The organism is Blautia sp. HCP3S3_H10_2, from assembly GCF_052122375.1.
GTDB lineage: Bacteria > Bacillota > Clostridia > Lachnospirales > Lachnospiraceae > Blautia_A.
Window position 1 is genome coordinate 232,547 of record NZ_JBQKCL010000007.1, and the last position, 24,128, is coordinate 256,674.

A 24,128-nucleotide genomic window follows, 5' to 3' on the forward strand; every position below is an offset into this window, starting at 1 on the left:
GTCGAAAAAGAATGCAGTGTTGACGGAATGTAGCTGTCGAAATAGAAAGGCAGGTGGCCAGGATGCCGGAAATCATCCGGAAACAGAACCAGAAAACAAGTCAGTGGTCCGGCGGAACCACAACAGAATTGTTTTTATACCCGCCAGATGGCAGTTATGCCGATCGGAATTTCCAGTTCCGGCTAAGCAGTGCCGATTGCGAGGATGCAGAATCGGTTTTTACCAGTCTTCCCGGAGTAAGGAGAATCCTTATGGTTCTGGATGGAAAAATCACTCTTTGTCATGATGGAAAAAGAAAAGTTACCCTGGAGCCTGGTGATCAGGACCATTTCACCGGGGATGAAACCACCAGAAGCACAGGTGGCTGTGTGGATTTCAATCTGATGATGAAGGGAAATACAGAGGGAAATCTGCTTTACAGGAAACTACAGCCAGGGAAAAAAGTCCAGCTGGAGGATTTTTCTGTGAAGAGAAAGCCGGATCTGCCAGATGGATGTTACTTCGCAGTCTATGTGGTAAAAGGAAAAATGACTCTGTCAAAGAGTCATAAAGTGGACAAGACGATTGTAAAGGCGAATGATTTCTGTATGTTCCGCGAGGGTGAAAACCTTGGAAATTGGGAAATGAAAAGTGAAGAAGACAGTGAAGTTGTGCTTGCGCAGATTATATGTAAAGGATAAGTAATACACAGTGCTATAAATAGTACTTGTGAAAACGCAAATAGGCCTTTACAGAAATGCAAAAAGGTCTTTACAAGTCCCGAAACAGGCTGAGGACAGAAAAGAGGTGTTTACATGCCAGTTTTACTCCCAGAAGATTATGAATATAAACTACCCAGAATGTACACCATACACCAGCATTTTCCGGATGCACATCTGGATGAACCCGAAACCGTGTTAAAAGAGTCCCTTTCCCGCGAAGAAATCCGCGCCCTGGTAAAACCAGGGATGAAAGTGGCTGTGGCTGTGGGAAGCCGTGGGATTACCGGAATTTCCCAAATTGTGAAAATAACCATAGATTATCTGAAAGAACTGGGCGCCAGCCCTTTTATTGTTTCTGCTATGGGAAGTCACGGAGGTGGAACAAAGGAGGGACAAAGAGAGGTGCTTGCCAGCTATGGCATTACGGAAGAGAACATGGGTGTGCCTGTGGTGACGGATACGGATACGGTAGATCTTGGTGCAAGGAAAAACGGGCAGCATGTATGGTTTGACCGTGCTGCTTATCAGGCAGACCTGATCGTTCCCATTAACCGGATCAAGCTGCATACGGATTTTGTAGGCGAACTGCAAAGCGGACTTTGTAAAATGCTGGTGATTGGCCTGGGAAACCAGAAAGGGTGCTCCGCTGCACATGAAACGGATTTTGAAGAATTTTCCGATATGCTGGAAGAAAGCGCAGCGCTTATTATTAAGAAAGCACCTGTTGGCTTCGGAGTGGCGATCATGGAAAATGCTTTCGATGAGACCTGTCTTCTGGAAGCGGTTCCAGCCGGGCAGATAATCGCCAGGGAAAAAGAGCTGGTGAAGCTGTGCGTGGAAAAAATGCCTTATATACAGGTGAAAAAAGCAGATATTATAATCGTGGAAGAGATTGGGAAAGATATTTCAGGCGCGGGCTTTGACCCAAATATCCTGGGGAGGAGTACAGTGCGGAGCAAATATCTGCTTCCTATACCAGAGTTTCAGAAGCTGGTACTACTGGATGTAACAGAAGCTTCCCACGGGAATGCCATTGGGGTAGGCTTGTTTGATGTGATCACGGAAAAGGTTTTTTCAAAAATGGACAGGGAAGCAACGTATGCCAATGCAATTGCCTGTAAGTGTATTCTGGATGCAAGAATTCCTATGATCGCAAAAGATGAGGACGAAGCTGTCCGGATCGCAGTAAAATCCTGCCGTAGTCTGGATATGGAAAATCTGCGTATCATCCGGATCAAAAATACACTGAATCTGGAGGAAATACAGGTATCAGAAGCAATTTATCGGGAGGAGAAATCATGACAGATACGATTTTACAAATGGTAAAAGAGAATATATTTGGTGTCTGGTTCCTGGCAGGTGCCGTGCTTGTTTTCTGGATGCAGGCTGGATTTGCCATGGTTGAGACTGGATTTACAAGAGCGAAAAATGCAGGAAATATTCTGATGAAAAATCTGATGGATTTCTGCATTGGAACTATTTTGTTTATTTTTATCGGATATTCGCTGCTTTCCGGCACGGATCTTGCAGGATTCCTTGGAAAACCACAGCTGGCTATTTTTAGTTCCTATTCCAGCTTTAACTGGTCGGATTTTGTATTTAATCTGGTTTTTTGTGCTACAACTGCCACGATCGTGTCGGGGGCTATGGCAGAAAGAACCAGATTTTTGTCTTACTGCATTTATTCCGCTGTAATTTCCGGGCTGATCTACCCCATAGAAGCCCATTGGATCTGGGGCGGAGGCTGGCTGGCACAGCAGGGCTTCCATGATTTCGCAGGCTCCTGCGCCATCCATATGGTTGGCGGGATCTGCGCCTTTATCGGTGCGGCTATGCTGGGCCCCCGTATTGGAAAATATCCGAAAAACAAGTGGGGGAAAATTGTGCGTGTCAATGCATTTCCAGGACATAATCTTCCAATTGGATGTCTGGGTGTGTTTATTCTGTGGATGGGCTGGTATGGCTTCAACGGTGCGGCAGCAGGAAGTGTGGAGCAGCTGGGGTCTATTTTCCTTACCACTACAGTGGCACCAGCGGTGGCAACGGTAGTGTGTATGCTCTTTACCTGGGTACGCTATGGGAAACCGGATGTTACCATGTGTCTGAACGGGGCATTGGCAGGTCTTGTTGGTATTACAGCCCCCTGCGATTCGGTTGACTGCCTTGGGGCACTGGTGATCGGGGCAGTTTCCGGTCTTCTGGTAGTCTGGGGAGTGTGGTTCCTGGATCATAAGCTGCGTGTGGACGATCCGGTTGGAGCGGTAGCCGTACATATGTTAAATGGTGCCTGGGGAACACTGGCAGTTGGATTGTTTGCCACAGATCAGGTCCCTGGCTATTCCATTGCCGATTCTGCTGGAAACGTGATGACCGGGCTGTTTTATGGCGGGGGACCAAAGCTGTTTGGAATCCAGTTCCTTGGATTTATCAGCGTTGCAGCGTACACAGCTGTGGCGATTTTCATAACCTTCTTTCTTATAAAAAAGACCGTTGGCTTGCGTGTTACAGCAAAAGAAGAAATAGTGGGTCTTGACCAGGCAGAACATGGTCTGGCAACAGCCTATGCTGGTTTTTCAGTTATGGATATTGACAATACCATGGAAATGTCAATCAATGAACATACAGTTCTAAGCGTGGAGGATAAAGCAGACCACAGGAATATAATGGGAAAAACTGCAGAGAGTCGGGAAAACAGACCGGCGGCTTCAGGAGAGGAAGACCAGGAAATCAAAGCTGCAGCAATCCCGGCCGTGCAGGTTTCCGGTGGAAAAGGTACCGGAATCCATGAAGTGATCATCATTGCCCGACTGGTGAAATTCGAAGAATTGAAAAAGGCCCTGAACGATCTGGGTGTCACCGGAATGACCGTTACCCAGGTAATGGGCTGTGGAATCCAGAAGGGCGCCAATGCGTATTACAGAGGTGTGGAAATGGATGCCTCTCTTCTTCCGAAAGTGAAAGTAGATGTAGTGGTAGGTGCGATTCCGGTAGACAAGGTGATACAGGTAGTAAGGGATACTTTATATACCGGAAACATTGGTGATGGAAAGATTTTTGTATATGAAGTGGAAAAAGTGGTAAAAGTAAGAACAGGTGAGGTGAATATGGCAGCTCTGCAGGATGTAGAGTAAAGAAATAATAAGGAAAAGATAAGGGAAATATTTCAAAATATTAAAAAGTTGTTTCCAAAAAAGCAAAAGTATGTTATCCTTTATTCATAAAATTGACGCAACTGTTAAGAGCCAGACGGATTTCTAATCCTTGGCTCTGAACGGTTACAAATCGGCATGTCTGCCGTTTGGGATGTGTCTGTTGTAAAGGTGACGAAGATGAGCAAGAAGACGAAGGAACAGGAAATTCCATATTCCTATCTTGTGGATAACATAAAGATACTTTTGATTTTCCTGGTTGTTTTTAACCATATTATTGCATTTCAGCTGGTTAAGGTGGATCAGGTGGTGCGTTTTATCTGGTATGGGATCACCATATTTCATATGCCGGCATTTATCTTTATTTCCGGTTATCTGTCCAAGAAGCCACAGGATGTGTTAAAAAATGTTAAGAATTTATTGATCCCGTATATTCTGGGATATACACTTACCTGGGCATCCCAGATCTGGCTTGGAAATAATATGGATTACGAACTGTTGCGCCCGTCAGGGACGGTTATGTGGTATGTGCTTGCGCTGTTTGCATACCGTCTGACCATTGAAGCGTTTGGAAAGATCCGGTTCATAGTGCCCCTTAGCATTATTTTTGCATTGTGGGCAGGAACCAGGATGGAGTTCAGCACATTTTTATCAGCCTCCAGAATCGTGGTATTTTTTCCGTTTTTTGTGGCAGGCTATCTGTGGAAGAGCGAATATACAAAGGTGATCCGTAAATTTAAAGGTAAGATCGTAGTAGCCCTGTTCGTGGTCATACTACTGTTTGTGGCCACCAATTATATGATCGGTAATAACATCCCGGTAGATCTTTTCCGTGGCAATCATTCGTATCTGGCCAGCGGGATGGATAACGTCCAGGGAATGGTAGTCAGGGCAATGATGTATTTGATTTCCTTTACCATTATTTTTGCATTGCTTATGCTGATGCCAGACCGGCGTCACGCGTTCATTTTCCTGGGTAGGAATACGATGGGAGTTTATTTTTTCCATTATCCCATCATGATCCTGATGAATGGACTTCTGATCCTGAATATTCCACAGCTGCTGAATGTATGGGCGCTGTTCGGGGTGTCGGTGCTGTTTGTGCTGATACTTGGAAGCCTTCCGGTAGACTGGATCTACACGAACATTCTTGGGTTTATCACATTTATTCTTTTCAAGAGAGAGAAGAAGGTGGAGGATGAAGGCCTGGAAGACGAATACGATGACGAGGAAGAAGACAGATTTGCAGTATTAACCCAGCGACGGATGGCAATCGATGAGCTTGCCGCCATGCTGGATACGGAAGAGAAGGAAACGCATGAAGAAGGACAGTCCTAAGGGATTGTCTTTCTTTGGTTAAAAAGTGGAATTGTATAAAAGCGGCACTGCATAGATCGTGGAAGTGCAGGAATGCTTTTTAACAGTTTTTTTTAACAGTTATTCTTTCATAATGACTTAATAGGTAAAATGTGTTATACTAAAACTATTTAAGACTGCCATTTAAGAAGAAGTATCTTGGGAGTTTTTGATGGGGCGTATTTAACTGCTGCAACAGGAAACTACAGTATTTTACAGGGGACAACAACATGAAAAAAGTAATCACTTACGGGACATTTGACCTGTTCCATGAGGGGCATTATAATATCTTGAAGCGCGCGAAAGCACTGGGCGATTATCTGATCGTAGGTGTGACCAGTGAGAGCTACGACATTGAGCGTGGCAAACTGAATGTACGGGACAGCCTTTTGAAGAGGATTGAGAATGTGCGCCGTACCGGTTTTGCAGATGAGATCATTATTGAGGAATACCAGGGCCAGAAGCTTAGTGATATTATCAAGTACAAGGTGGATCTTCTTGTACTGGGTTCGGACTGGCGAGGTAAATTTGACTATCTGAAGAATTACTGTGATGTGGTGTATCTGGAGCGAACCAAGAATATTTCCAGTACCAAGCTGCGCGGTGAGGGTACGACCTATACGGTAGGCGTGGTTACAGATGACGACGAGGATAATGGAATTGTCTGGGAGACGAAATACGTCAGCGGTCTTCATGTGGAATGCGTTTTTTCCGAAAATGAAGATTCGGCCCGGTCATTTTGCGACAAGTATGAGCTGGACTCCTATTATTGTGTGGGAGCGGATACCAGCGAATGGGAACAAGGCTTTGACTGCTTTTTGTCCCAGGTAGATATGGTTTATATTAAGACGTCCCAGGAGAAGCGGGAGAAATACATCCGCCGGTCACTGGAGCGCGGTAAATATGTGATCAGTGATGCGCCTATGACGGATAATAAAGACAAGCTGAAGGAGCTGTTTGCGCTGGCAGCTGCACATCATGTACTTCTTGTGGAGAAGATCAATCTGGTGTATCTGCGGGCCTTTAACCAGCTGGTATGGCAGACACACAGTGCACTTGTAGGGGATATCGTCAGTGTGAAATGTTCCATTTCCCAGGATCACTTCGAGGGTGGGCGGAGCTTTTCCGAGACTGCAGTTCTGCCCTTATGTGCCATTATTAAGATCCTTGGCAGGAATTACCAGGAAGTTAAATCAAATGTAGTGAAGGATCGGTCCGGGAACTGCATTTACGATATGATCACCATGAAATACCAGGATGCCCTTGCCACGGTTGAAATCGGAACCACGGTGGATGTGGAGGATGAATTTGTGGTGATCGGTACGAAGGGACGTGTGACTATCCCGGGAGACTGGTGGAATACCGGATATTTTGAGGCGAAGATTGACGATAGTAAAGGTCTGAAGCGTTTCTGCTTTAACTTTGAAGGTAACGGATTACGTTATCTTTTGCAGGAGCTGCTAATTATGATCAGTGACGACAGAACGGAATGTACCAGACTTTTCAATGAGGAATCAGAGACCCTGGCAGACATTCTGGAAATCATAAACCAGAGAGGATAACCAATGACAGAGAAACAGGAACATCTGCTGCAGCTTTTTCGTGAGCTGGATGAGATCTGTAAAGAGAATAATCTGAGATATGTAATGGCTGGAGGCACAGCCATTGGAGTTGTGAGAAATGAGGGATTTATTCCCTGGGATGATGATGTGGATATCTATATGCCAAGGGATGACTGGAATAAGCTGGTGGAGATCTCAGATTCTGTACTTCCGGAGCACCGCGCCCTTCAGTGTGTGGATGTGGACAGGAATTATACCAATACATTTCCGCGGTATGTTGCCACAGACAGCTGTGCGCTGCATAAGCATCAGATCATAGGAAGGGACAGTGCAGGAGAGATTATCGATGTGCTGACTCTGGATCCGATTCCGGCAGATGATAGGGAATACGAGAAATACCGTACCCATATGATGATCTATTCCGAGCTGGTAAATATGGTGGTGGTATATGGTGCACGCTGGGAAATTCCGGTGACAACTTATCTTCGCTGGCTGTTTTCCTATACATTTCTCGGGAAAGACCGTACTCTGAAGAAGCTGGAGAAGATCATGTTCTCCTACGAGGAAGCTGACTGTCCACGTTATGCCATGCGCTGGGGCGGCTGTCCGTTCCTTTTTGACAAGGATATGATGTTCCCTGTGAAATATATGAATTTTGAGGATACCAAGGTAATGGTGCCCAACCGGATGAGTGATTATCTGATCTGGCATTATGGAGATGAGTGGTCCTACATTCCGCCTCACGGGGAAAGAGAATCCCATGATGCGGTTACAGTGGAGGGAATTACTTATAAAGAGCTCCGGGATGATTATCTGCCTGGTATCCGGAAGGGCAAGCTGCGCAGGGATTCCGTATGGCGCAAGATTTATTCACTTGCAGGAGCCAAGCGTAATCACCGTATGCAGAAGAAGCGTAATCTTCTGCTTGCCAAGAGTACTGTGATGGATCTGGAAGCCCGTATTTCGGAGCATTCCAAAGGAATCAAGGGGCTTCTGGAAGAACGTGATTTTAAAGAATTAAACGAAATTTTTACCAGATATTACCAGATACAGCTAAGTGCACCGTTTATCGGCAGGGAGGATTTCGGCGGTATCTACGCCTTTTATCATCCTACATTGCTGGAAATCAGTGATGAGACTTTTTATGCGGCAATGCTGACCCTGGTTTATACAGAAAGAATCGGCAAGGCATGGCGCATGCTGGTGGTGAAGGAACAGACAGGAACTTTGCCGTCCGATATGGCCCAGCTGAAATCAGACATTGAGCTTTTCAGAAGGGCAGTCTGTGATTATGAGTTTAAGCGTTATCAGGAGGCAGAGGACTCTCTGGCGCCGTTGATGGAGCGTTATCCGGAAGTGCCGGGATTTGTGAAATTTAAGAGCCGTTTTCTCATGGAGCGTGCCCGCAATGGAATTGATGTGGTGGAAGCAGAAATTTATATGGATGAGGCACTTCGTGTTTTCCCGGAGGATGGCTATTTCCTGAAATACAAAGGGGAACTTTTATGGATGAAAGGCAGATGCGCAGATGCACTGGAGCTTTTTGCCCAGGCCCGTGAGAAGACGAATAATGGTATTACCCAGCTTGAGCTGGATAAGTTCCTGAATCCTTACGGAAAAGAGACTGTGAAAACCTGCCAGATGCTTCTGGACTATGGACAGAAAGATGGAGCCATGAAGCTGATGGAACTCTGGCACCGGCTTCTTCCTGAAAATCTGCCAGTACGGGAATACTATTATCTGTGCCGTGCCAACATGGCGAAGACACGGCAGGAGATGGAAGAGCTTATAGAAGAAATCCTGAAACGGATCGATACAGAGAATGCAGAAGGTCCTGCCCAGAACAATGATACGCAGATTTATAAGAAGGCGCTGACAAGAGCGTGGGAGCGCCTGGGATACCCGGGAGAACTGGCACAGGTGCGTACAGACCTGGTTTATGCAACTGAGATGGATGACCTGGAATGGCTTGCGGAGCGGGCGAAGGATTGTCAGATCCGCAAAGAAAAACGGGCGCAGGTATACAAGGTAATCGGGGATGTGAAGAAAAAACAGGGACAGACAGAGGAAGCTTTCCGGAATTACAGGGAAGCTGTCCGTCATATGGGAAATGGCTTTGTCCGCACAGAGCTTGCGAGAATCTTTCTTACAGACCTTTATGAGGGAAGCAGACGGGCGGCTGTTTATGCAAAATCCGGGGATGCGTCTGATTTCCTGGACCAGTGGCTTGGAAGATATGGAAGTACAGAGGAATTGCAGCAGTTTGTAGGGGATTTGATATGAACAGAGAAATTAACGAAGTTGTAAAGCTTCTGACCGAAATAGACAAAATATGTAAAAGAGAAGGAATCCCTTATTACCTGGGACCTCAGCTTACTTTGTGCTGTGTTACCGGACAGGAGATCACCAGTCCTCATGCCGGAGTGGTTTATATGCGTGTTGCGGATATGGAGCGGTTCCGCCTGGCTGTGGAAAGAGAACCCGTAGACGGAAGAATTGTGGAATCCATGAATAATAATAAGAGATTTTATGGATTTTTCCTTCGTTATACAGATCTTGACACCTTATGTTTCCGGCTGAATGAGGGAAGGAATTACAAATATCCGGGTATGGGTGTGGATATCCTTCCTTTGCGTGGAAAACAGCATTTCCGCCTGGCTCATCTGTGGACAAGAGCCCAGGAAGTGGGCTGGAACGAGCTGGCGGATTATTATGGTGACCGGTGGGGCAAGAAGAAAGCCGTGTGCCGTCTGGCAATGCGGCTGCGTCTGATCACAGGCCGTGGCCGTCTGGCGAAGGGCTTATACCGTATGCTTTGCAGACGGATGGATGTGGAGGACACCCAGGAATATGTAGTCCGTTTGAAGAAAAAGGCGGTTTATTTTCCAAGGGAGACCTTTGATGAAACCGGAACTGTGGAGATTGAAGGGAAGAAATTCCCGGTTCCAGCAGACACGGACATGTATTTAAGGAAATATTACGGGGCAGACTATCAGCAGAAGATCCTGCCTGTTTATACTCCGAAGGTATCGGAGATGGTAAGTGCCCGCATCCGTTATGAAGATTATTTCCAGGAAGTGGGAAGCCAGAAAAGTTTTATCAAGAAGCGTATCCGCGTAAGAAGGAAATCCGGCCGCGCCAACAGAAAAAAGAAGTATCTGAACTGGAGCTGGAATTATGTAAAATTCTGCGCTTATAAGATTGAGCTCGAGAAATATTATCTGGACAATAAGGATTATATTATAAATCTGTATAAGAATAAGGATTATCCGGCTTTGGAAAAGATTTTCAAGGATTATACCAAAGTTACGGTGAAGAGCCTTAAAAATGATGAGATTTTTATCCCGGATGAAGAAATCCTGCATATTTATCTGGATGTGCTGGAAAAAGCCGGACGCACCAAGCTGAAAAAGAGGATTGAGAAGTTCTGGAAGTAGAAAGGCTGATTATATATGAAAGTAACTGATTACATTGTTGAGTTTTTACAGAGAAAGGGAATCCATAATTTCTTTGGCTACCAGGGAACCATGATCGCCCATCTGGTTGATTCCATAGAGAAAAATCCCCATACCAGAAGCCATTCCAGCTATCATGAGCAGGGAGCGGCTTTTGCAGCCTGCGGCTATGCCCAGGCCGGTGAACGGTGCGCCTGTGCCTATGCTACAAGCGGTCCGGGAGCTGCCAATCTGATCTCGGGAATCGCGGATGCATATTTTGATTCTCTGCCGGTGGTTTTCCTTACCGGACAGCTGAATACCTACGAATATTCCGGAATTCCGGGACTGAGACAGCAGGGCTTCCAGGAGATTGATATTGTAGCCATGGCGAAGCCTGTGACCAAATATGCCGTGCAGATCCGGGAGGCGGAAGACATTGTAAAAGAGCTGAATAAAGCTTATCATATCGCAAATTCCGGCCGGAAGGGTCCGGTGCTTATTGACCTACCTATGAATATCCAGCGCGGGGATGTGAAGAACCCGGTGTATGACATGGAACCAGAAGAGATGGGACTTGTAAGTGAGAAACATCCGGTAGGTGTTGCAGAGACCGCATCCCAGGCTGCGAGAGCAATCCGCGAGGCGCTTGCTCATTCCAGCCGTCCGGTGATCATGCTGGGCCATGGCGTCAGCGACAAAGCAGTACGTGAGAGTCTGTTTACCCTTGCCCGCCAGTGGAAAATCCCGGTGATTACAAGCGTCCTGGAAATGTCTGCGCTTCCCTGGGATGACCCGCTGAACTTTGGCTGTATCGGAGGCGCATATGGACACCGTTATGCCAATATGATCGCTAATGCAAAAAGTGACCTTCTGATCTGCCTTGGTATTTCCCTTTGCACCCGTCAGATCGGTACGAAAGTCCATGAATTTGCGAAAAATGCGAAAATTATCCGGGTAGATATTGATAACTATAATTTGCAGCGAAACATACACGAAAACGGTACGGATGAACGGAATTTCTGTACAGACGCCGCCCTGGTAATCCGGAAACTTGCAGAGGATGCGCAGCTTATACAAAATGCGAAGCATGTGCAGACGGAGCAGACGATAGAGACATCACAGGATGCTGTGCGGGAGTATGATTTTAGCAGCTGGCTGGATATCTGTACGGATATACGGACCTCTTTACGGGAAGTGGACGATGCCACCCCAGAGCGCTATCCGAACCGTATGATCGCCGCTTTAAGTGATGCCCTTGCAGACACATCTGCAGTGGCAGTAGATGTAGGCCAGCATATGGTATGGAGTTATCAGTCATTCCACAACCAGAAAGACCAGAAGCTTCTTTTCTCTGGTGGGCATGGCGCTATGGGATATGCACTTCCGGCTGCGATTGGAGCTTATTATGCGACTGGCAAACCGGTTGCCTGCATTTGCGGGGACGGAGCTTTCCAGATGAATATCCAGGAGCTGGAATGGGTAAAAAGAGAGAATCTTCCTATTACAATGATGGTAATGAACAATCATGCCCTTGGAATGATCCGCCATCTCCAGAGAGATTACTTCGAACAGGTTTATGCAGATACCTCAGAGGGAAGCGGATTTTCATCCTGTGATTTCGCAGAGGTTGCCAGGGCCTATGGAATCAGCAGTATCTGTATGGAAGCCGATCAGGTGAAGGAGAAAGCGCCGGGCTTTTTGCAGGAGACCAGTGTACCGAAGCTGCTTGAGATTCGTATGGAGCCGGGGACTTTCGCGTATCCCAAGACCTGTCTTGGTGAGCCGATCCATAACCAGCAGCCATATATTCCGAAGGATGTTTACGAAAGACTGATGAGTTTGTAGAGAATCCACGCGACGGAATTCAGAGGATTTTCAATAGAGTATATTGCAGGAACCAGGGGACTTTTCAATTACCATATTGGGGAAGTTTCCTGGTTTCTGCTGTAGTTTATCGAAGCCGGACGCAGTTGGACAATTGTTATTACCGCGGGCCGGTGCAACGCTACGGTGAACTAGCTGCTAACTTCGACTAAGACGCTCGGGAGAGCCCTCGCGCCAAGTCTACGTAAGCATCGGATTTCACCTTCGCTAAGAGCGCACCTGAAATGGCCCGCTAGGCAATAACAGTTGTCCAACTGCTGTGAACTGGCTGGAACTAATTGTTTTCAGTTGTGGGTAACTGGTAACTGAAAGTTCCCCCACTACAATCAATAGCTGTGAGATACTTGTGTTCTAGCCGATAAATTCCTGTTTGGTTAGTTGCAGTTGTCAATAACCAGCGGTTTGGCAATGTATATTCACGTAGCCGTGCATTTCAGGAGCGGTTTTAGTGGAGGCGAGATCCATGACTTACGGAGACTTAGGCGCGAAGGCTCTCCTGAGCGTCTTAGTCGTAGTTAGTCATTAGCTTGCCGGAACGTTGCTCCGCACGGCGGTGAATATACATTGTCAGACCGCGTATGGGAAACCAATAATTAGCACATTAAATAGCAAGATCACGAGAACAATGTAAGAGAGGATGAAAACATGAGCAAAGTTACCATAATCACCGGTGGAACCTCCGGGATCGGAAGAGGGATTGCAGAAAAAATTCTGGCGAATTCTAGGCCTGGGGATATTTTATATGTAAGTTACGGACACAACAAAGAGCAGGCAGAAAAATTTCTCCAGGAGCAGACCACAGAAAATCAGCAGAAAATACGTCTGCTCCAGGCAGACATGTCCTCCTACGAAGAGATGATGAACTTTGTCACCAGGATCAAAGTGGAGACAGACCATGTAGACTGGCTGGTAAACAACGTGGGAATCAGCACCTACGCCAAATATGAAGATTATACATTCGAAGAATGGAGCAAAATCGTAAACACCAATCTGTCCGTCCCGGTATTTCTGGTAAAAGAACTCCGCCCGGTTATGAGCGAAGGTGGAAGCATTCTTTTCACAGGCTCCTATGCAGGACAGCAGGCATATTCCTCCTCCCTGGTCTATGGTGTAACCAAGTCAGCCATCCATTTCCTTACTAAATCCCTGGTGAAAGAACTGGAGCCGAAGCAGATCCGGGTAAATGCCATTGCTCCTGGATTTATTGAAACCAGCTGGCATAAGAACCGCACCCCGGAAAGCTATGAGCGGATCAACCGCAAGATCGCGCTGCACAGATTCGGCGAGATTTCCGAGGTGGCAGACATGGCTTATGAGATTCTGAAAAATGGATATATGAATGGAAGTATCGTGGATATCCACGGAGGGTATGATTATTTTTAACTATTATATTTTGTTTCCAGATTCAATTGATTTTAGAGGAACAGTGTGATAAAATATTTATATTGCTGTGCGAAAGTGAGGATAAAACATTGCACAAAAGTGATGAAAAATACCAGAGCTATGTGAAGATTCTGGAGGAAGAGCTGATTCCGGCAATGGGGTGCACAGAGCCGATTGCCATTGCCTATGCAGGCGCCGTGGCAAGGAAAACCCTTGGCTGTTTGCCAGAGACTCTGGATATTAAAGTAAGCGGGAACATTATCAAGAATGTAAAAAGCGTTATTGTTCCAAACACAGGAGGAATGCGGGGAATTGCAGCAGCCCTGTGCGCAGGTGTGATCGCCGGAGATGCGGAAGCACTTCTGGAAGTGATCGCAGGTGTGACCCCTGGACAGAAAGAAGAAATCAAGGCTTATATGGAACAGGTGAAGCCAAAGATTACACCGGCATCTAATGGCTATGTGTTTGAAATTGATGTGACAGTGGGGAAAGGGAATGAGAATGCCCGTGTCCGCATTGTAGACACCCATACCAATATTATCCTGGTTGAGAAAAACGGCCAGCCTGTTTTCCAGAAGACAGACTGTTCCGACAGGAAAGAGACGAAGACCGATCATTCTATATTAAATATAGAAGATATTATTGATTTTGCCAATTCTGTGGATGTGGAAGATGTGAAAGAGGTTCTGGAGCGTCAGATCCGCTATAATATGGCTATCTCAGAAGAAGGCCTTCGGGGAAATTATGGGGCAAACATTGGAAAAGTGCTCCTTCATACCTATGGAGATAACATTAAGATCCGTGCCAGGGCAAAGGCTGCGGCTGGTTCTGACGCTAGAATGAACGGCTGTGAGCTTCCGGTTGTGATCAATTCCGGCAGTGGCAACCAGGGCATGACGGCCAGCATTCCGGTCATTGAATTTGCTAAGGAATTACAGGTTTCCCATGAGAAAATGCTTCGGGCACTGGTCATTTCCAATCTTGTGACCATTCATCTGAAAACCGGTATCGGAACCCTTTCCGCTTATTGCGGCGCTGTCAGTGCAGGCTGTGGAAGTGGCGCCGGAATCGCTTACCTTTATGGAGGCGATTATGAGGTAATTGCACATACAGTCGTGAATTCTTTGGCAATTGTTTCCGGAATCATCTGTGATGGGGCGAAAGCTTCCTGTGCAGCCAAGATTTCTGCTGCAGTTGACGCTGGAATCATGGGCTACGAGATGTATATACAGGGGCAGCAGTTCTATGGAGGAGACGGAATCGTTACCCGTGGAGTAGAGAATACCATCCGTAACGTAGGCCAGCTGGCGAAAGACGGCATGTGCGAGACGGATAAGGAAATCATCCGGATTATGGTTGGAAAAGGAGATGAAGAGAAAACATTATGAAGTGGAAATACATATTAAAAAGAATACTGATCGCCATTCCCACTTTTTTCGGAATCACCATACTTGCATATTTTATTCTGAATCTGGCACCCGGCTCCCCGCTGGATGCACTTCTGGCTGATCCGGGAATTACCCCGGCAGAGCTGGAGCGTAAGAGAGTGGCGTTGGGACTGGATCGGCCGGTGATCGTCCAGTATTTTACCTGGCTGAAGCAGCTGCTTACGGGAAATCTGGGATTTTCCTATAGTACCCAGCGTCCGGTGGCGGCTATGATATTGGAGAGACTTCCTGCAACTGCGATCCTGGCAGCAAGCTCCATTGTACTGTCATTGATCGTTTCCATTCCTCTTGGAATTTTTGCAGCATCCAAGCCAAACTCCAAGAGAGATTATTTCTCCGGTGGACTTTCCATGCTGATGATGGCTACGCCAAACTTCTTTGTTGGTCTGGTATTTATTTACCTGTTTGCCATCGTGTTCAATATTCTGCCATCTGGCGGAATGTACAGCTCCAGCGGAGTCCATACCTTCGGGGATCTGATGAAACACATAATCTTACCTTGTCTGGTTCTTTCTTTCCAGCAGATCGGTGGCTGGGTGAGACATATGCGAAGCAGTATGCTTGAGGTCATGCAGGACGATTATATCCGTACCGCCAAGTCCAAAGGTCTTGGCAAATGGAAGGTGATCATGAAACATGCTCTGAAAAACGCTCTTACGCCTGTTGTTACGGTAGTGGGAATGTCCATTCCGTCCATCGTAGGTGGAGCGGTAGTAACAGAGCAGGTTTTCGGATGGCCGGGAATCGGTTCCCTTATGGTAACCGCCATTAATGGCAGGGATTATCCGGTTATCATGGGAATTACGGTTATGATCGCAGCCGCAGTACTGATTGCCAATATTCTTACGGATGTGGCATACGGAATCCTGGATCCGAGAATCAGCTATAAATAAGGGAGGATAGAAGACAGAAATGAAAAAACAGAAAAATGAAAACGTAAGCTATCTTTCCGAGGTACTTGATAAACTGAAAGAACATAAAATGGCTATGGCAGGTCTGGTAGTCCTGATCGTAGAAATCCTGATGGTGGTTTTTCTTCCGATCATACTGAACCTGGATCCTTATACCTCTGATTACACGGCTTTCTCAGTAGCACCGGGCGGCGCACATATCCTTGGAACAGATGCCATCGGACGTGATGTTTTTGCCCGCCTGATGTATGGTGGAAGAACCTCCCTGCTGGTTGGATTTGTTTCCACACTGATCAGCTGTGCCATCGGTGTACCCCTTGGATTGGTTGCTGGTTATGCCAGAGGAAAGGCAGAAGCAATCATTATGCGAATTGCAGATATTTTCATGTCTTTCCCGTCAATTGTATTGATCCTGGTACTGGTTGCAGTTCTCGGACCGTCCGTCTGGTCGGTAACCTGTGTGATCGGTGTGCTCGGCTGGACCCAGTTCGCCAGACTGATCTATGCAAATGTACTTTCTGTATCGGAGAAAGAGTATGTAGAATCTGCGAGAGCAATCGGAACCTCCAATTTCAAAATCGTGACAAAATATGTACTTCCAAACTCTTTTGCCCCGATTCTGATCGCAATTACATTCCAGATGGCAAGTGCCATCCTTTCCGAATCTTCCTTAAGCTTCCTTGGCATGGGTGTACAGCCGCCGGGAGCAAGCTGGGGAAATATGCTCTATGATGCACAGTCCATCACTGTGCTTTCCCAGAAGTTATGGATCTGGCTCCCGCCGGGACTTGCACTTCTGATCACTGTGTTAAGTATTAATTTCCTGGGCGACGGTATCCGCGATGCCTTAGACCCGAAAATTAAGATTTAAAGTTACGGTTCATGGTGTGAGCTGTAACGGTAAAAAAATATGCCTACGGGCAAAAAGGAGGAACCTATGAAATTCAACATGAAAAAAGCAGCAGCACTTCTGCTTGCCGGAAGCATGGTGGCAGCTTCTGCTGTACCTGCAGCCGCTGAGGCAGAAGAAAAAGTGGTAACTGCAGCTATGGACCAGGCATGGGATACCATGATGCCGCTGAACACCACCAGCAACTACACCCGTTTTATCTGTGACCAGATCTATGACCGTCTGACACAGACAAACGCAGACGGAACCATCGAGGGACGTCTTGCAGAATCCTGGACAGTAAACGATGCCAGTGATGCAGTAACCTTCAAGCTCCATGAGGACGCAGTATGGTCTGATGGCGAGCCTGTAACAGCAGACGATGTTGTATTCAGCTATCAGATGTATTCTGATCCTTCTGTAGACGCAAAGAGCCGTTACCACCTGGAGTATATCGCAGGTGTTGATGATTCCGGTGCAGAGCTTTCCGAGGATTCCATCGAAGTAACAGCAGACAGCGAATACGAAGTAACCTTCAAATTAAAAGAAGCTATGTATCCGGACACATTCCTTCAGGATATCGACACTGTTTTCATTATCCCGAAGCATGTGTTTGAGGGAAAAACAGCAGAAGAGATCAACGCCCCTGACCTTTGGGCAAATCCGGTTGGTTCCGGCCCATTCATCTATGACAGCGAGATCAACGGTGAGCGTATGGAGTTCACAAAGAACGAAAACTATTATCTTGGCGCTCCGAAGATCGACCGTCTTATCATCCGTGTAGTACCGCCTGCAAACGTTCTTTCCGGTCTTATGAACGGCGAGCTTGACATGATCGGATTCGGTTCCGTACTTACCGATGACTGGGAAACAGCGAAATCCCAGGACAACCTGGTAACAGAGTCTGTTCCTACAACTTCCTATTCTACTCTGATCTTCAATACCCAGAAGGAGTATCTTACACAGGAAGTCCGTCAGGCACTGAACATGGCAATCAACCGTGACGTACTGATAAATGGTCTTCTCATGGGAGAAGGAACTCCTATCATGACCCCGATCGCACCGGTAAGTCCATATTACAATGACAAAGTACAGGTTCAGTACGATCCTGAAAAGGCAAAAGAGATGCTTGCAGAAGCTGGATTCCCGGCTGACCAGACACTGAAATTCTTCATTTCTTCCGGAAGCAGCATTACAGAGAGATGTGCAGCCCTGATCGTACAGGATCTTGCAAATGTTGGCGTAAAGGTAGAAATCGAGCAGATGGACTTTGCGACACTGATGAGCCGTATGCTTGACGGTGAGCATGACCTTGGAATCATTGGTTCCGGCGGAACTCTGGATCCAAGTGAGAGCCGTGAGATGATCTATCCAGGAAGCTCCTGCAACTTCTGCCAGCTTCAGGATACAGAGCTTTCAGATCTGATCGACAAAGGAAATGCAGAGCTGACCTTTGAGGCAAGAAAACCATACTTTGATGAGTATCAGGAAAAAGTTGTAGAAAAAGCTGCTATGGGATACTTATACACAAAGAACCTTCTCACTGCTTACAACAAGAGCATGAAGAACCTGAACGTTGCAGACTTCAATGGTCTGAACTGGTCTTCCTGGGAGTGGGATAAAGAGTAATAAAGAGCAATAAAGCGTGTTATATTGGTCTTCGGACAAATATACCGTAAAGTGGGACATGCTTCCTGGCGGGCACAGGCAGTGCCGGCCGGAAGCATGATATGTCCATGAATGAAAGAAATCAGAAAAATCCTGGAACGCGCCAAACATGAGAGAATACAGAAACTTTTCCGTTTTTGTGAACAGTGGCACCTTTCCCATGCTTGGCGGATTGCGGGATTTGTCTGGAACCAAGGATTCCAGACCATTTACTTGTCTGCGAAGCTTATCGCAGAGACGCAGTTTATAGTTATTTATTTTGTAGCTGGATTTGAATAGTTACAGCTTAGAAAAAGGAGTGCAGTTATGGCATCTTTGCTTTCAGTAGAGAATTTACAGGTACAGTTTCAGACAAAAAAAGGAATCAATACAGCTGTTGACGGCGTAAGCTTTTCCGTGGAAAAAGGCAGGATCCTTGGAATCGTAGGAGAGTCCGGATGTGGAAAGAGTGTTACCTCCATGTCTATCCTTCAGCTTCTTAGCAGCAATGCCCGGATTTCCGGCGGCAGCATCAAGCTGGACGGAAAAGAACTGGTAGGACTTCCGGAGAAGGAGATGTGCAAGATCAGAGGAAATGATATTGCCATGATCTTCCAGGACCCCATGACTGCCCTGAACCCCACGCTGACCATTGGAAACCAGCTGATGGAGCCGATCATGCTTCACCAGAATTGCAATAAGAAGGAAGCCTGGACGAGAGCTGTGGATGTGCTGAAGCGTGTGGGAATCGCAGCACCGGAGAAAAGAATGAAGGAATATCCCCACCAACTTTCCGGTGGTATGCGCCAGAGAGTTATGATTGCTATGGCGGTTTCCTGCGAACCAAGGCTTCTTATCGCAGATGAGCCCACCACTGCCCTGGATGTAACCATTCAGGCACAGATTCTGGAGCTGATGTGTGAACTCCGGGAAAAAATGGGAACTGCTATCATGCTGATTACCCATGACATGGGCGTGGTCGCGGAGACTGCGGATGATGTTCTTGTTCTCTATGCAGGAAAAGCAGTGGAATACGGCAGTATCGAGGATATTTTCGAAAGACCGAAGCACCCATACACACAGGGACTTCTGAATTCAATCCCAAGGCTGGATGAGGATGTGGAAATGCTGAATACCATTGAGGGAACCGTCCCTGCGCCGGATGCAATGCCGGCAGGCTGCCGCTTTGCCCCCAGATGTCCATATCACAAGGATCGTTGTATGAAAGAAAAACCAGGCGTTTACCATGCTGGAAATTCACTGGTAAGCTGCTTCAGATACGAGGGTGAGAAAGAATGAGTGAGAATACGAATATTTTGTTGGAAACGAAAGATTTATCCAAATATTTTACGGCAAAAAAAGGTCTTCTGAACCGTCAGCCATCCGTAGTAAAAGCAGTTGACCATGTCAGTCTTTCTGTAAAGAAAGGGGAGACTCTGGGACTGGTAGGAGAGTCCGGTTGTGGAAAATCCACTCTGGGAAGAACGATCCTCCGTCTGATTCCGGCAACAGAAGGACAGGTGCTGTACAATGGAGAGGATCTTCTTACATATGACAAAAAGAAAATGTGGGAAATGCGCCGGAAGCTGCAGATTATTTTCCAGGATCCGTACAGCTCCCTGAATCCCAGAATGACAGTTTACGATCTGATCAGTGCACCTCTTGAGGTGTACAAGGTTGGTACCAAGGCAGAGCGCCGGGAAATGGTGGAAGAGATCCTTCAGGAGGTTGGTCTTGATAAACAGTATCTGAACCGTTTTCCCCATGAGTTTTCCGGTGGACAGAGACAGCGAATCGGAATCGCCAGGGCACTGATCCTGAATCCGGAATTTGTTGTCTGTGATGAGGCTGTTTCTGCCCTGGATGTATCAGTTCGTGCCCAGGTTCTGAACCTTATGAGAAATATGCAGCAGAAGAAAAATCTGACTTATCTGTTCATTTCCCATGACCTGAGCGTGGTCCGCCATATCAGTGACCGGATCGCAGTTATGTATCTTGGAAGTGTGGCAGAGGTTGCCGAAAAAGCCCAGCTTTATTCCAACCCGATGCATCCCTATACAAAGGCTCTTCTTTCCGCGATTCCTCTTCCGGATGTGAAGAAGAAGCGCCAGAGGATCATTCTGGAAGGGGATGTGCCAAGTGCCTATAATCCGCCAAGCGGATGTAAATTCCATACCCGTTGTCCTTATGCCACAGACCGGTGCAAGCAGGAAATTCCGGCAATGCATGAGGTGGAAAAAGGACATCAGGTAGCCTGTCACAGGGCAGAAGAGCTTGCCTGAAAAAATATTCTGATATATTTCGTTCCCTAAGCTCTCGATTCGTTCCCTGCATCAGAAAAAAGACTTATTTATTGCTATAATTACTCCATAACATATGGGGGCTGCCATATTGGCAGCCCCTTTTTCCTTATGAGGATTAAAATACAAAATGCTTTTGGCTAAGTATAAATGATAAGGGAAGCCTTGGTTTCATTTCGTTATATTTTGCAAAGGCGAAAGGAGATGCAGCAGTGGAAAAAAGAAACAACAGATTGCTGAATGCAAAGCTGAACAAGTATATCATTCCAGGGATTATGATGTCGCTGGCACTTCAGCTGGGAAACATTGTGGACACGATTCTGGTAAGTAATTTGATTGGCGTAGAGGCCATGTCGGCAGTTACAATGAGCCTTCCTGTTGAGACCATAGTCCAGCTCACAGGTTACTGTCTTGGTGTAGGAGGTTCCATAGCAGTTGGAAATATGCTGGGAAAACGTGATAAGGAAAGTGCTTCGAAGCTGTTCACAGCCACTTTCTTAGTGACACTTGTGGTCGGCATTCTTTTTTCCATCTGTGCATTTTCCGCGGCAGCCCCTGTTTCCAGACTTCTGGTACCAGGGGATGGAATTCTGACAACTTACACAAGAGATTATATCCGCATTAGTATGTTTGGTGCTCCGGTAATTGGAATTGGTCTGTTGATGGTAAACTACCTTGGGGTGGAAAATCATCCGGAGCTTGCATCTGTATATCTGATCGCAGCAAATGTGCTGAATCTTATATTAGATTACATATTCCTCAGATTTACTCCTCTTGGAATCTCAGGTGCGTCCTTATCAACGGTACTTGGTTTTCTGCTTGCCATGGTGGTGTTCCTGTTTTACGTTCGCTCTGAGAAACGGAATCTATGCTTTGTCCGGCTGCAGGCAAAGGATTTCGTGATAATCAAAGAAGCAGTGGTAACAGGAGTTCCCATGCTGGTTTTTATGGCTGCCAATTTTATAAAAGCCTTTGGTCTGAATACGATCATTATGAATCAGATCGGGGAAGATGGTATGGCAGTATTCACAGTCTGTGACAATGTTCTGCTGATCGTGGAAATGCTTACAGGCGGAATCATTGGCGTGATTCCCAATGTTGCAGGGATTCTTTTTGGAGAGAAGGATTACGTGGGAATCCGTGTCCTCTGTAAAAAGATGCTGGAATACAGTTATATTGTGCTGGCCGTTATCTTTGTGCTTATCATGCTGTTTACCGAACAGATCACTGTTCTCTTTGGAAGCGGCGGCAGAGAACTGGGCAGACAGATGGTTCATGCGCTGCGTATTTTTGCTTTCTGTGTAATTCCTTATCTCTGGAATAAATTCATAGTAAGTTACTACGAATCTATTGAAGAAACAGCAATCGCAAGCTTTGTTACATTTCTTGAAAATGCAGTGGCAGTTTTACCGGCTACATTTGTGGGAATTTATCTTTGGAAGCAGATTGACGGAATCGGCATCAATGGAATTGCGGTAGGATTTGTTGCTACTGAGCTGATAACCGTGATCGCAGCCTGGATTTTCCGAAGATTGAAACATAAAAATTCCACCTTTTATATTGTTCCGGACAAAAATCCTGGAATCAATCTGGATTTTTCCATTAAAAGCACCATGGAAGAAGCTGGGGCAGTTAATAGAAAGATTATGGATTTCTGTAAAGAAAATGGGGTATCCGGAAAACGTGCAAATCTTGCTGCTGTATGTGCAGAAGAGATGACCGTGAATATTATTAAATTTGGTGGAAAAACCTCCAACTGGATCGACATTAATCTTTGTCTGGAGGATGATATCTGCCGCTTAAGAATCAGAGATAACGGAATTAATTTTAATCCGCTGGAATACAGCTATGACCATCAGGATTTTGATATCCACGGAATCGAGCTGGTGAAAAAGATTTCCAAATCCATGGATTATATCCGTGCAATTGATATGAACAATACCATAATATCGTTTTAGGAGGTGCAGGAAAATGTCTGTGATCAACGAAAGAAGCAATTTTGATTTTGCGTTTCAACCTGTAACGAGACTGTTTGAAGAGCAGGTGCGGCTTCATCCTGACAAATGTGCTGTGGTTTCTGGTAAGGAAAGCCTTACTTATGCCCAGCTAAATGAAAGAGCAAACAAAATTGCCAATTCACTTATTGAAAAAGGTGTTGGCCGCGAGAAAATCGTGGGTGTGGTACTTGAACGCTGCTGTGATTTCTATGCGGTACGGCAGGGCATTTTAAAATCCGGAGGTGCGTTTGCTGTTGCAGCTCCTGACTATCCGGACGACAGAATCCAGTTTATTTTCGAAGATGCCGGTGTGCCTTTTATTATCACAACCAAGGAAATCGCGGAGGAACGAGGGGAATTATTTTCCAGGCTTTCCGGCACCGTACTCTTGCTTTCGGAACTGCTTGAAAACGAAAATACCGGAAACCCGGATACCGAAATTAAAGAACATGACCTTTGCTATTGTATCTATACCTCCGGCTCCACTGGCAAACCCAAAGGGGTTATGATCGAGCATATTAATCTTGCGAACTTCGTAAATCCAGATCCAAGGAATGGAGAAACCTATGGCTATGTAAGCCGAGGCAGTGTTTCTCTTTCCATGGCTGCTATGACATTTGACGTATCTGTACTGGAGGAATTTATTCCTCTCACAAACGGGCTTACTGCGGTGATCGCAAGTGACGAAGAGATTCTGAATCCAGTCATGCTTGGTGATTTAATTGTAAAAAACAATGTGGATATTATGACCACAACACAGACCTATCTGTCCAATATGATCGACCTGCCGCAGCTGCGGGAAGCTGCTTCCAGAATTAAGGTTTTTGATGTAGGGGCAGAGGCTTTTCCACCTGCTCTCTATGATAAAATCCGTCTGGTGAATCCGGATGCCTATATTATGAATGGCTATGGACCGACGGAGACAACCATAAGCTGTACCATGAAGGTAATTACCGAAGGCAAAAATATTACCATTGGTGCGCCAAATGGGAATGTTAAGGTCTACGTGGTGGACAAAGAGAATAAAGTCCTTCCGGACGGGGAAACAGGAGAGCTTGTAGTTGCCGGTCTGGGAGTCGGCAGGGGCTATATTAATCTGCCTGAAAAAACAGCCCAGGTTTTTATTGAACTGAATGGAGAACGGGCATACAAAACAGGCGACCTTGCAAAGATCAACCAGGATGGCGAGATTGAATTTTTCGGAAGAATTGATAATCAGATCAAGCTTCGCGGCCTGCGAATCGAGCTTGGAGAAATTGAAGAAGTAATAAACAGTTTCCCTGGAATTGTCACCAGTATTACCGTACCGGTTGATAATAAATATATGGACCTACCGAATGTACGATTTTTACCACCATATTTGAAATAGATAAATATTATTCCAACGTACCGATCGGAAAGGCACTTGACAATTTCAAGCTTTATATAACCGATAAATTCGGGCATTTGCTGCCATACGGTGCC

Annotated in this window: 17 protein-coding genes and 1 pseudogene; all 18 read left to right on the forward strand. The window is 46.1% G+C overall.

Annotation, left to right across the window (positions count from 1 at the left end; genetic code table 11):
* The first annotated feature begins 62 nt into the window (after positions 1 to 62).
* A complete protein-coding gene (locus ACTQWB_RS09935) occupies positions 63 to 680 on the forward strand; it encodes a HutD/Ves family protein (protein ID WP_441501099.1) in 618 nt (205 codons plus the stop codon).
* 114 nt (positions 681 to 794) lie between these two features.
* Positions 795 to 2,003, forward strand: coding sequence for a lactate racemase domain-containing protein (locus ACTQWB_RS09940; protein ID WP_441501100.1), 1,209 nt, complete (start codon positions 795 to 797; stop codon positions 2,001 to 2,003).
* Entirely contained in the window at positions 2,000 to 3,832 is a 1,833-nt protein-coding gene (locus ACTQWB_RS09945) for an ammonium transporter (RefSeq protein ID WP_441501101.1), read from the forward strand. The genes ACTQWB_RS09940 and ACTQWB_RS09945 overlap by 4 nt, the downstream gene beginning before the upstream one ends.
* A 198-nt stretch (positions 3,833 to 4,030) precedes the next feature.
* The gene (locus tag ACTQWB_RS09950; RefSeq protein ID WP_441501102.1) at positions 4,031 to 5,188 is read left to right on the forward strand and encodes an acyltransferase family protein; all 1,158 of its coding nucleotides are present in this window, start codon (positions 4,031 to 4,033) and stop codon (positions 5,186 to 5,188) included.
* A gap of 248 nt (positions 5,189 to 5,436) precedes the next feature.
* On the forward strand, positions 5,437 to 6,768 hold the full coding sequence (locus ACTQWB_RS09955) for an adenylyltransferase/cytidyltransferase family protein (RefSeq protein WP_441501103.1): 1,332 nt from the start codon (positions 5,437 to 5,439) through the stop codon (positions 6,766 to 6,768).
* 3 nt (positions 6,769 to 6,771) lie between these two features.
* Positions 6,772 to 9,051, forward strand: a complete 2,280-nt coding sequence (locus ACTQWB_RS09960; RefSeq protein ID WP_441501104.1) for a LicD family protein — start codon at positions 6,772 to 6,774, stop codon at positions 9,049 to 9,051.
* Entirely contained in the window at positions 9,048 to 10,205 is a 1,158-nt protein-coding gene (locus tag ACTQWB_RS09965) for a LicD family protein (RefSeq protein WP_441501105.1), read from the forward strand. Before ACTQWB_RS09960 ends, ACTQWB_RS09965 begins: the two co-directional genes overlap by 4 nt.
* A gap of 15 nt (positions 10,206 to 10,220) precedes the next feature.
* Positions 10,221 to 12,050, forward strand: coding sequence for a thiamine pyrophosphate-binding protein (locus tag ACTQWB_RS09970; RefSeq protein ID WP_441501106.1), 1,830 nt, complete (start codon positions 10,221 to 10,223; stop codon positions 12,048 to 12,050).
* Between the two features lie 684 nt (positions 12,051 to 12,734).
* Entirely contained in the window at positions 12,735 to 13,472 is a 738-nt protein-coding gene (locus ACTQWB_RS09975) for an SDR family NAD(P)-dependent oxidoreductase (RefSeq protein ID WP_441501107.1), read from the forward strand.
* Between the two features lie 89 nt (positions 13,473 to 13,561).
* A complete protein-coding gene (locus tag ACTQWB_RS09980; RefSeq protein WP_441501108.1) occupies positions 13,562 to 14,860 on the forward strand; it encodes an L-cysteine desulfidase family protein in 1,299 nt (432 codons plus the stop codon).
* Positions 14,857 to 15,813, forward strand: coding sequence for an ABC transporter permease (locus ACTQWB_RS09985; RefSeq protein WP_441501109.1), 957 nt, complete (start codon positions 14,857 to 14,859; stop codon positions 15,811 to 15,813). Before ACTQWB_RS09980 ends, ACTQWB_RS09985 begins: the two co-directional genes overlap by 4 nt.
* A 19-nt stretch (positions 15,814 to 15,832) precedes the next feature.
* Positions 15,833 to 16,702, forward strand: a complete 870-nt coding sequence (locus ACTQWB_RS09990) for an ABC transporter permease (protein ID WP_441501110.1) — start codon at positions 15,833 to 15,835, stop codon at positions 16,700 to 16,702.
* 66 nt (positions 16,703 to 16,768) lie between these two features.
* Positions 16,769 to 18,349: an ABC transporter substrate-binding protein gene (locus ACTQWB_RS09995; RefSeq protein ID WP_441501111.1), complete on the forward strand. Its 1,581-nt coding sequence runs from the start codon at positions 16,769 to 16,771 to the stop codon at positions 18,347 to 18,349.
* A gap of 345 nt (positions 18,350 to 18,694) precedes the next feature.
* Positions 18,695 to 19,666: an ABC transporter ATP-binding protein gene (locus ACTQWB_RS10000; RefSeq protein ID WP_441501112.1), complete on the forward strand. Its 972-nt coding sequence runs from the start codon at positions 18,695 to 18,697 to the stop codon at positions 19,664 to 19,666.
* A complete protein-coding gene (locus tag ACTQWB_RS10005) occupies positions 19,663 to 20,649 on the forward strand; it encodes an ABC transporter ATP-binding protein (protein WP_441501113.1) in 987 nt (328 codons plus the stop codon). The genes ACTQWB_RS10000 and ACTQWB_RS10005 overlap by 4 nt, the downstream gene beginning before the upstream one ends.
* A 230-nt stretch (positions 20,650 to 20,879) precedes the next feature.
* Positions 20,880 to 22,625: an MATE family efflux transporter gene (locus ACTQWB_RS10010; RefSeq protein WP_441501114.1), complete on the forward strand. Its 1,746-nt coding sequence runs from the start codon at positions 20,880 to 20,882 to the stop codon at positions 22,623 to 22,625.
* A 13-nt stretch (positions 22,626 to 22,638) separates the two neighbouring features.
* Positions 22,639 to 24,033, forward strand: coding sequence for an amino acid adenylation domain-containing protein (locus ACTQWB_RS10015; protein WP_441501115.1), 1,395 nt, complete (start codon positions 22,639 to 22,641; stop codon positions 24,031 to 24,033).
* Positions 24,030 to 24,116 (forward strand): annotated as a pseudogene (locus ACTQWB_RS10020) (hypothetical protein); the annotation flags it as partial. The gene ACTQWB_RS10015 and the pseudogene ACTQWB_RS10020, both read left to right, overlap by 4 nt.
* Positions 24,117 to 24,128: the final 12 nt, after the last annotated feature.

Bases quoted from the DNA above. Each gene is read 5' to 3' on its own strand.
- ACTQWB_RS09935 (WP_441501099.1), top strand. From the start codon at position 63: ATGCCGGAAATCATCCGGAAACAGAACCAGAAAACAAGTCAGTGGTCC.
- ACTQWB_RS09940 (WP_441501100.1), top strand. From the start codon at position 795: ATGCCAGTTTTACTCCCAGAAGATTATGAATATAAACTACCCAGAATG.
- ACTQWB_RS09945 (WP_441501101.1), top strand. From the start codon at position 2,000: ATGACAGATACGATTTTACAAATGGTAAAAGAGAATATATTTGGTGTC.
- ACTQWB_RS09950 (WP_441501102.1), top strand. From the start codon at position 4,031: ATGAGCAAGAAGACGAAGGAACAGGAAATTCCATATTCCTATCTTGTG.
- ACTQWB_RS09955 (WP_441501103.1), top strand. From the start codon at position 5,437: ATGAAAAAAGTAATCACTTACGGGACATTTGACCTGTTCCATGAGGGG.
- ACTQWB_RS09960 (WP_441501104.1), top strand. From the start codon at position 6,772: ATGACAGAGAAACAGGAACATCTGCTGCAGCTTTTTCGTGAGCTGGAT.
- ACTQWB_RS09965 (WP_441501105.1), top strand. From the start codon at position 9,048: ATGAACAGAGAAATTAACGAAGTTGTAAAGCTTCTGACCGAAATAGAC.
- ACTQWB_RS09970 (WP_441501106.1), top strand. From the start codon at position 10,221: ATGAAAGTAACTGATTACATTGTTGAGTTTTTACAGAGAAAGGGAATC.
- ACTQWB_RS09975 (WP_441501107.1), top strand. From the start codon at position 12,735: ATGAGCAAAGTTACCATAATCACCGGTGGAACCTCCGGGATCGGAAGA.
- ACTQWB_RS09985 (WP_441501109.1), top strand. From the start codon at position 14,857: ATGAAGTGGAAATACATATTAAAAAGAATACTGATCGCCATTCCCACT.
- ACTQWB_RS09990 (WP_441501110.1), top strand. From the start codon at position 15,833: ATGAAAAAACAGAAAAATGAAAACGTAAGCTATCTTTCCGAGGTACTT.
- ACTQWB_RS09995 (WP_441501111.1), top strand. From the start codon at position 16,769: ATGAAATTCAACATGAAAAAAGCAGCAGCACTTCTGCTTGCCGGAAGC.
- ACTQWB_RS10000 (WP_441501112.1), top strand. From the start codon at position 18,695: ATGGCATCTTTGCTTTCAGTAGAGAATTTACAGGTACAGTTTCAGACA.
- ACTQWB_RS10005 (WP_441501113.1), top strand. From the start codon at position 19,663: ATGAGTGAGAATACGAATATTTTGTTGGAAACGAAAGATTTATCCAAA.
- ACTQWB_RS10015 (WP_441501115.1), top strand. From the start codon at position 22,639: ATGTCTGTGATCAACGAAAGAAGCAATTTTGATTTTGCGTTTCAACCT.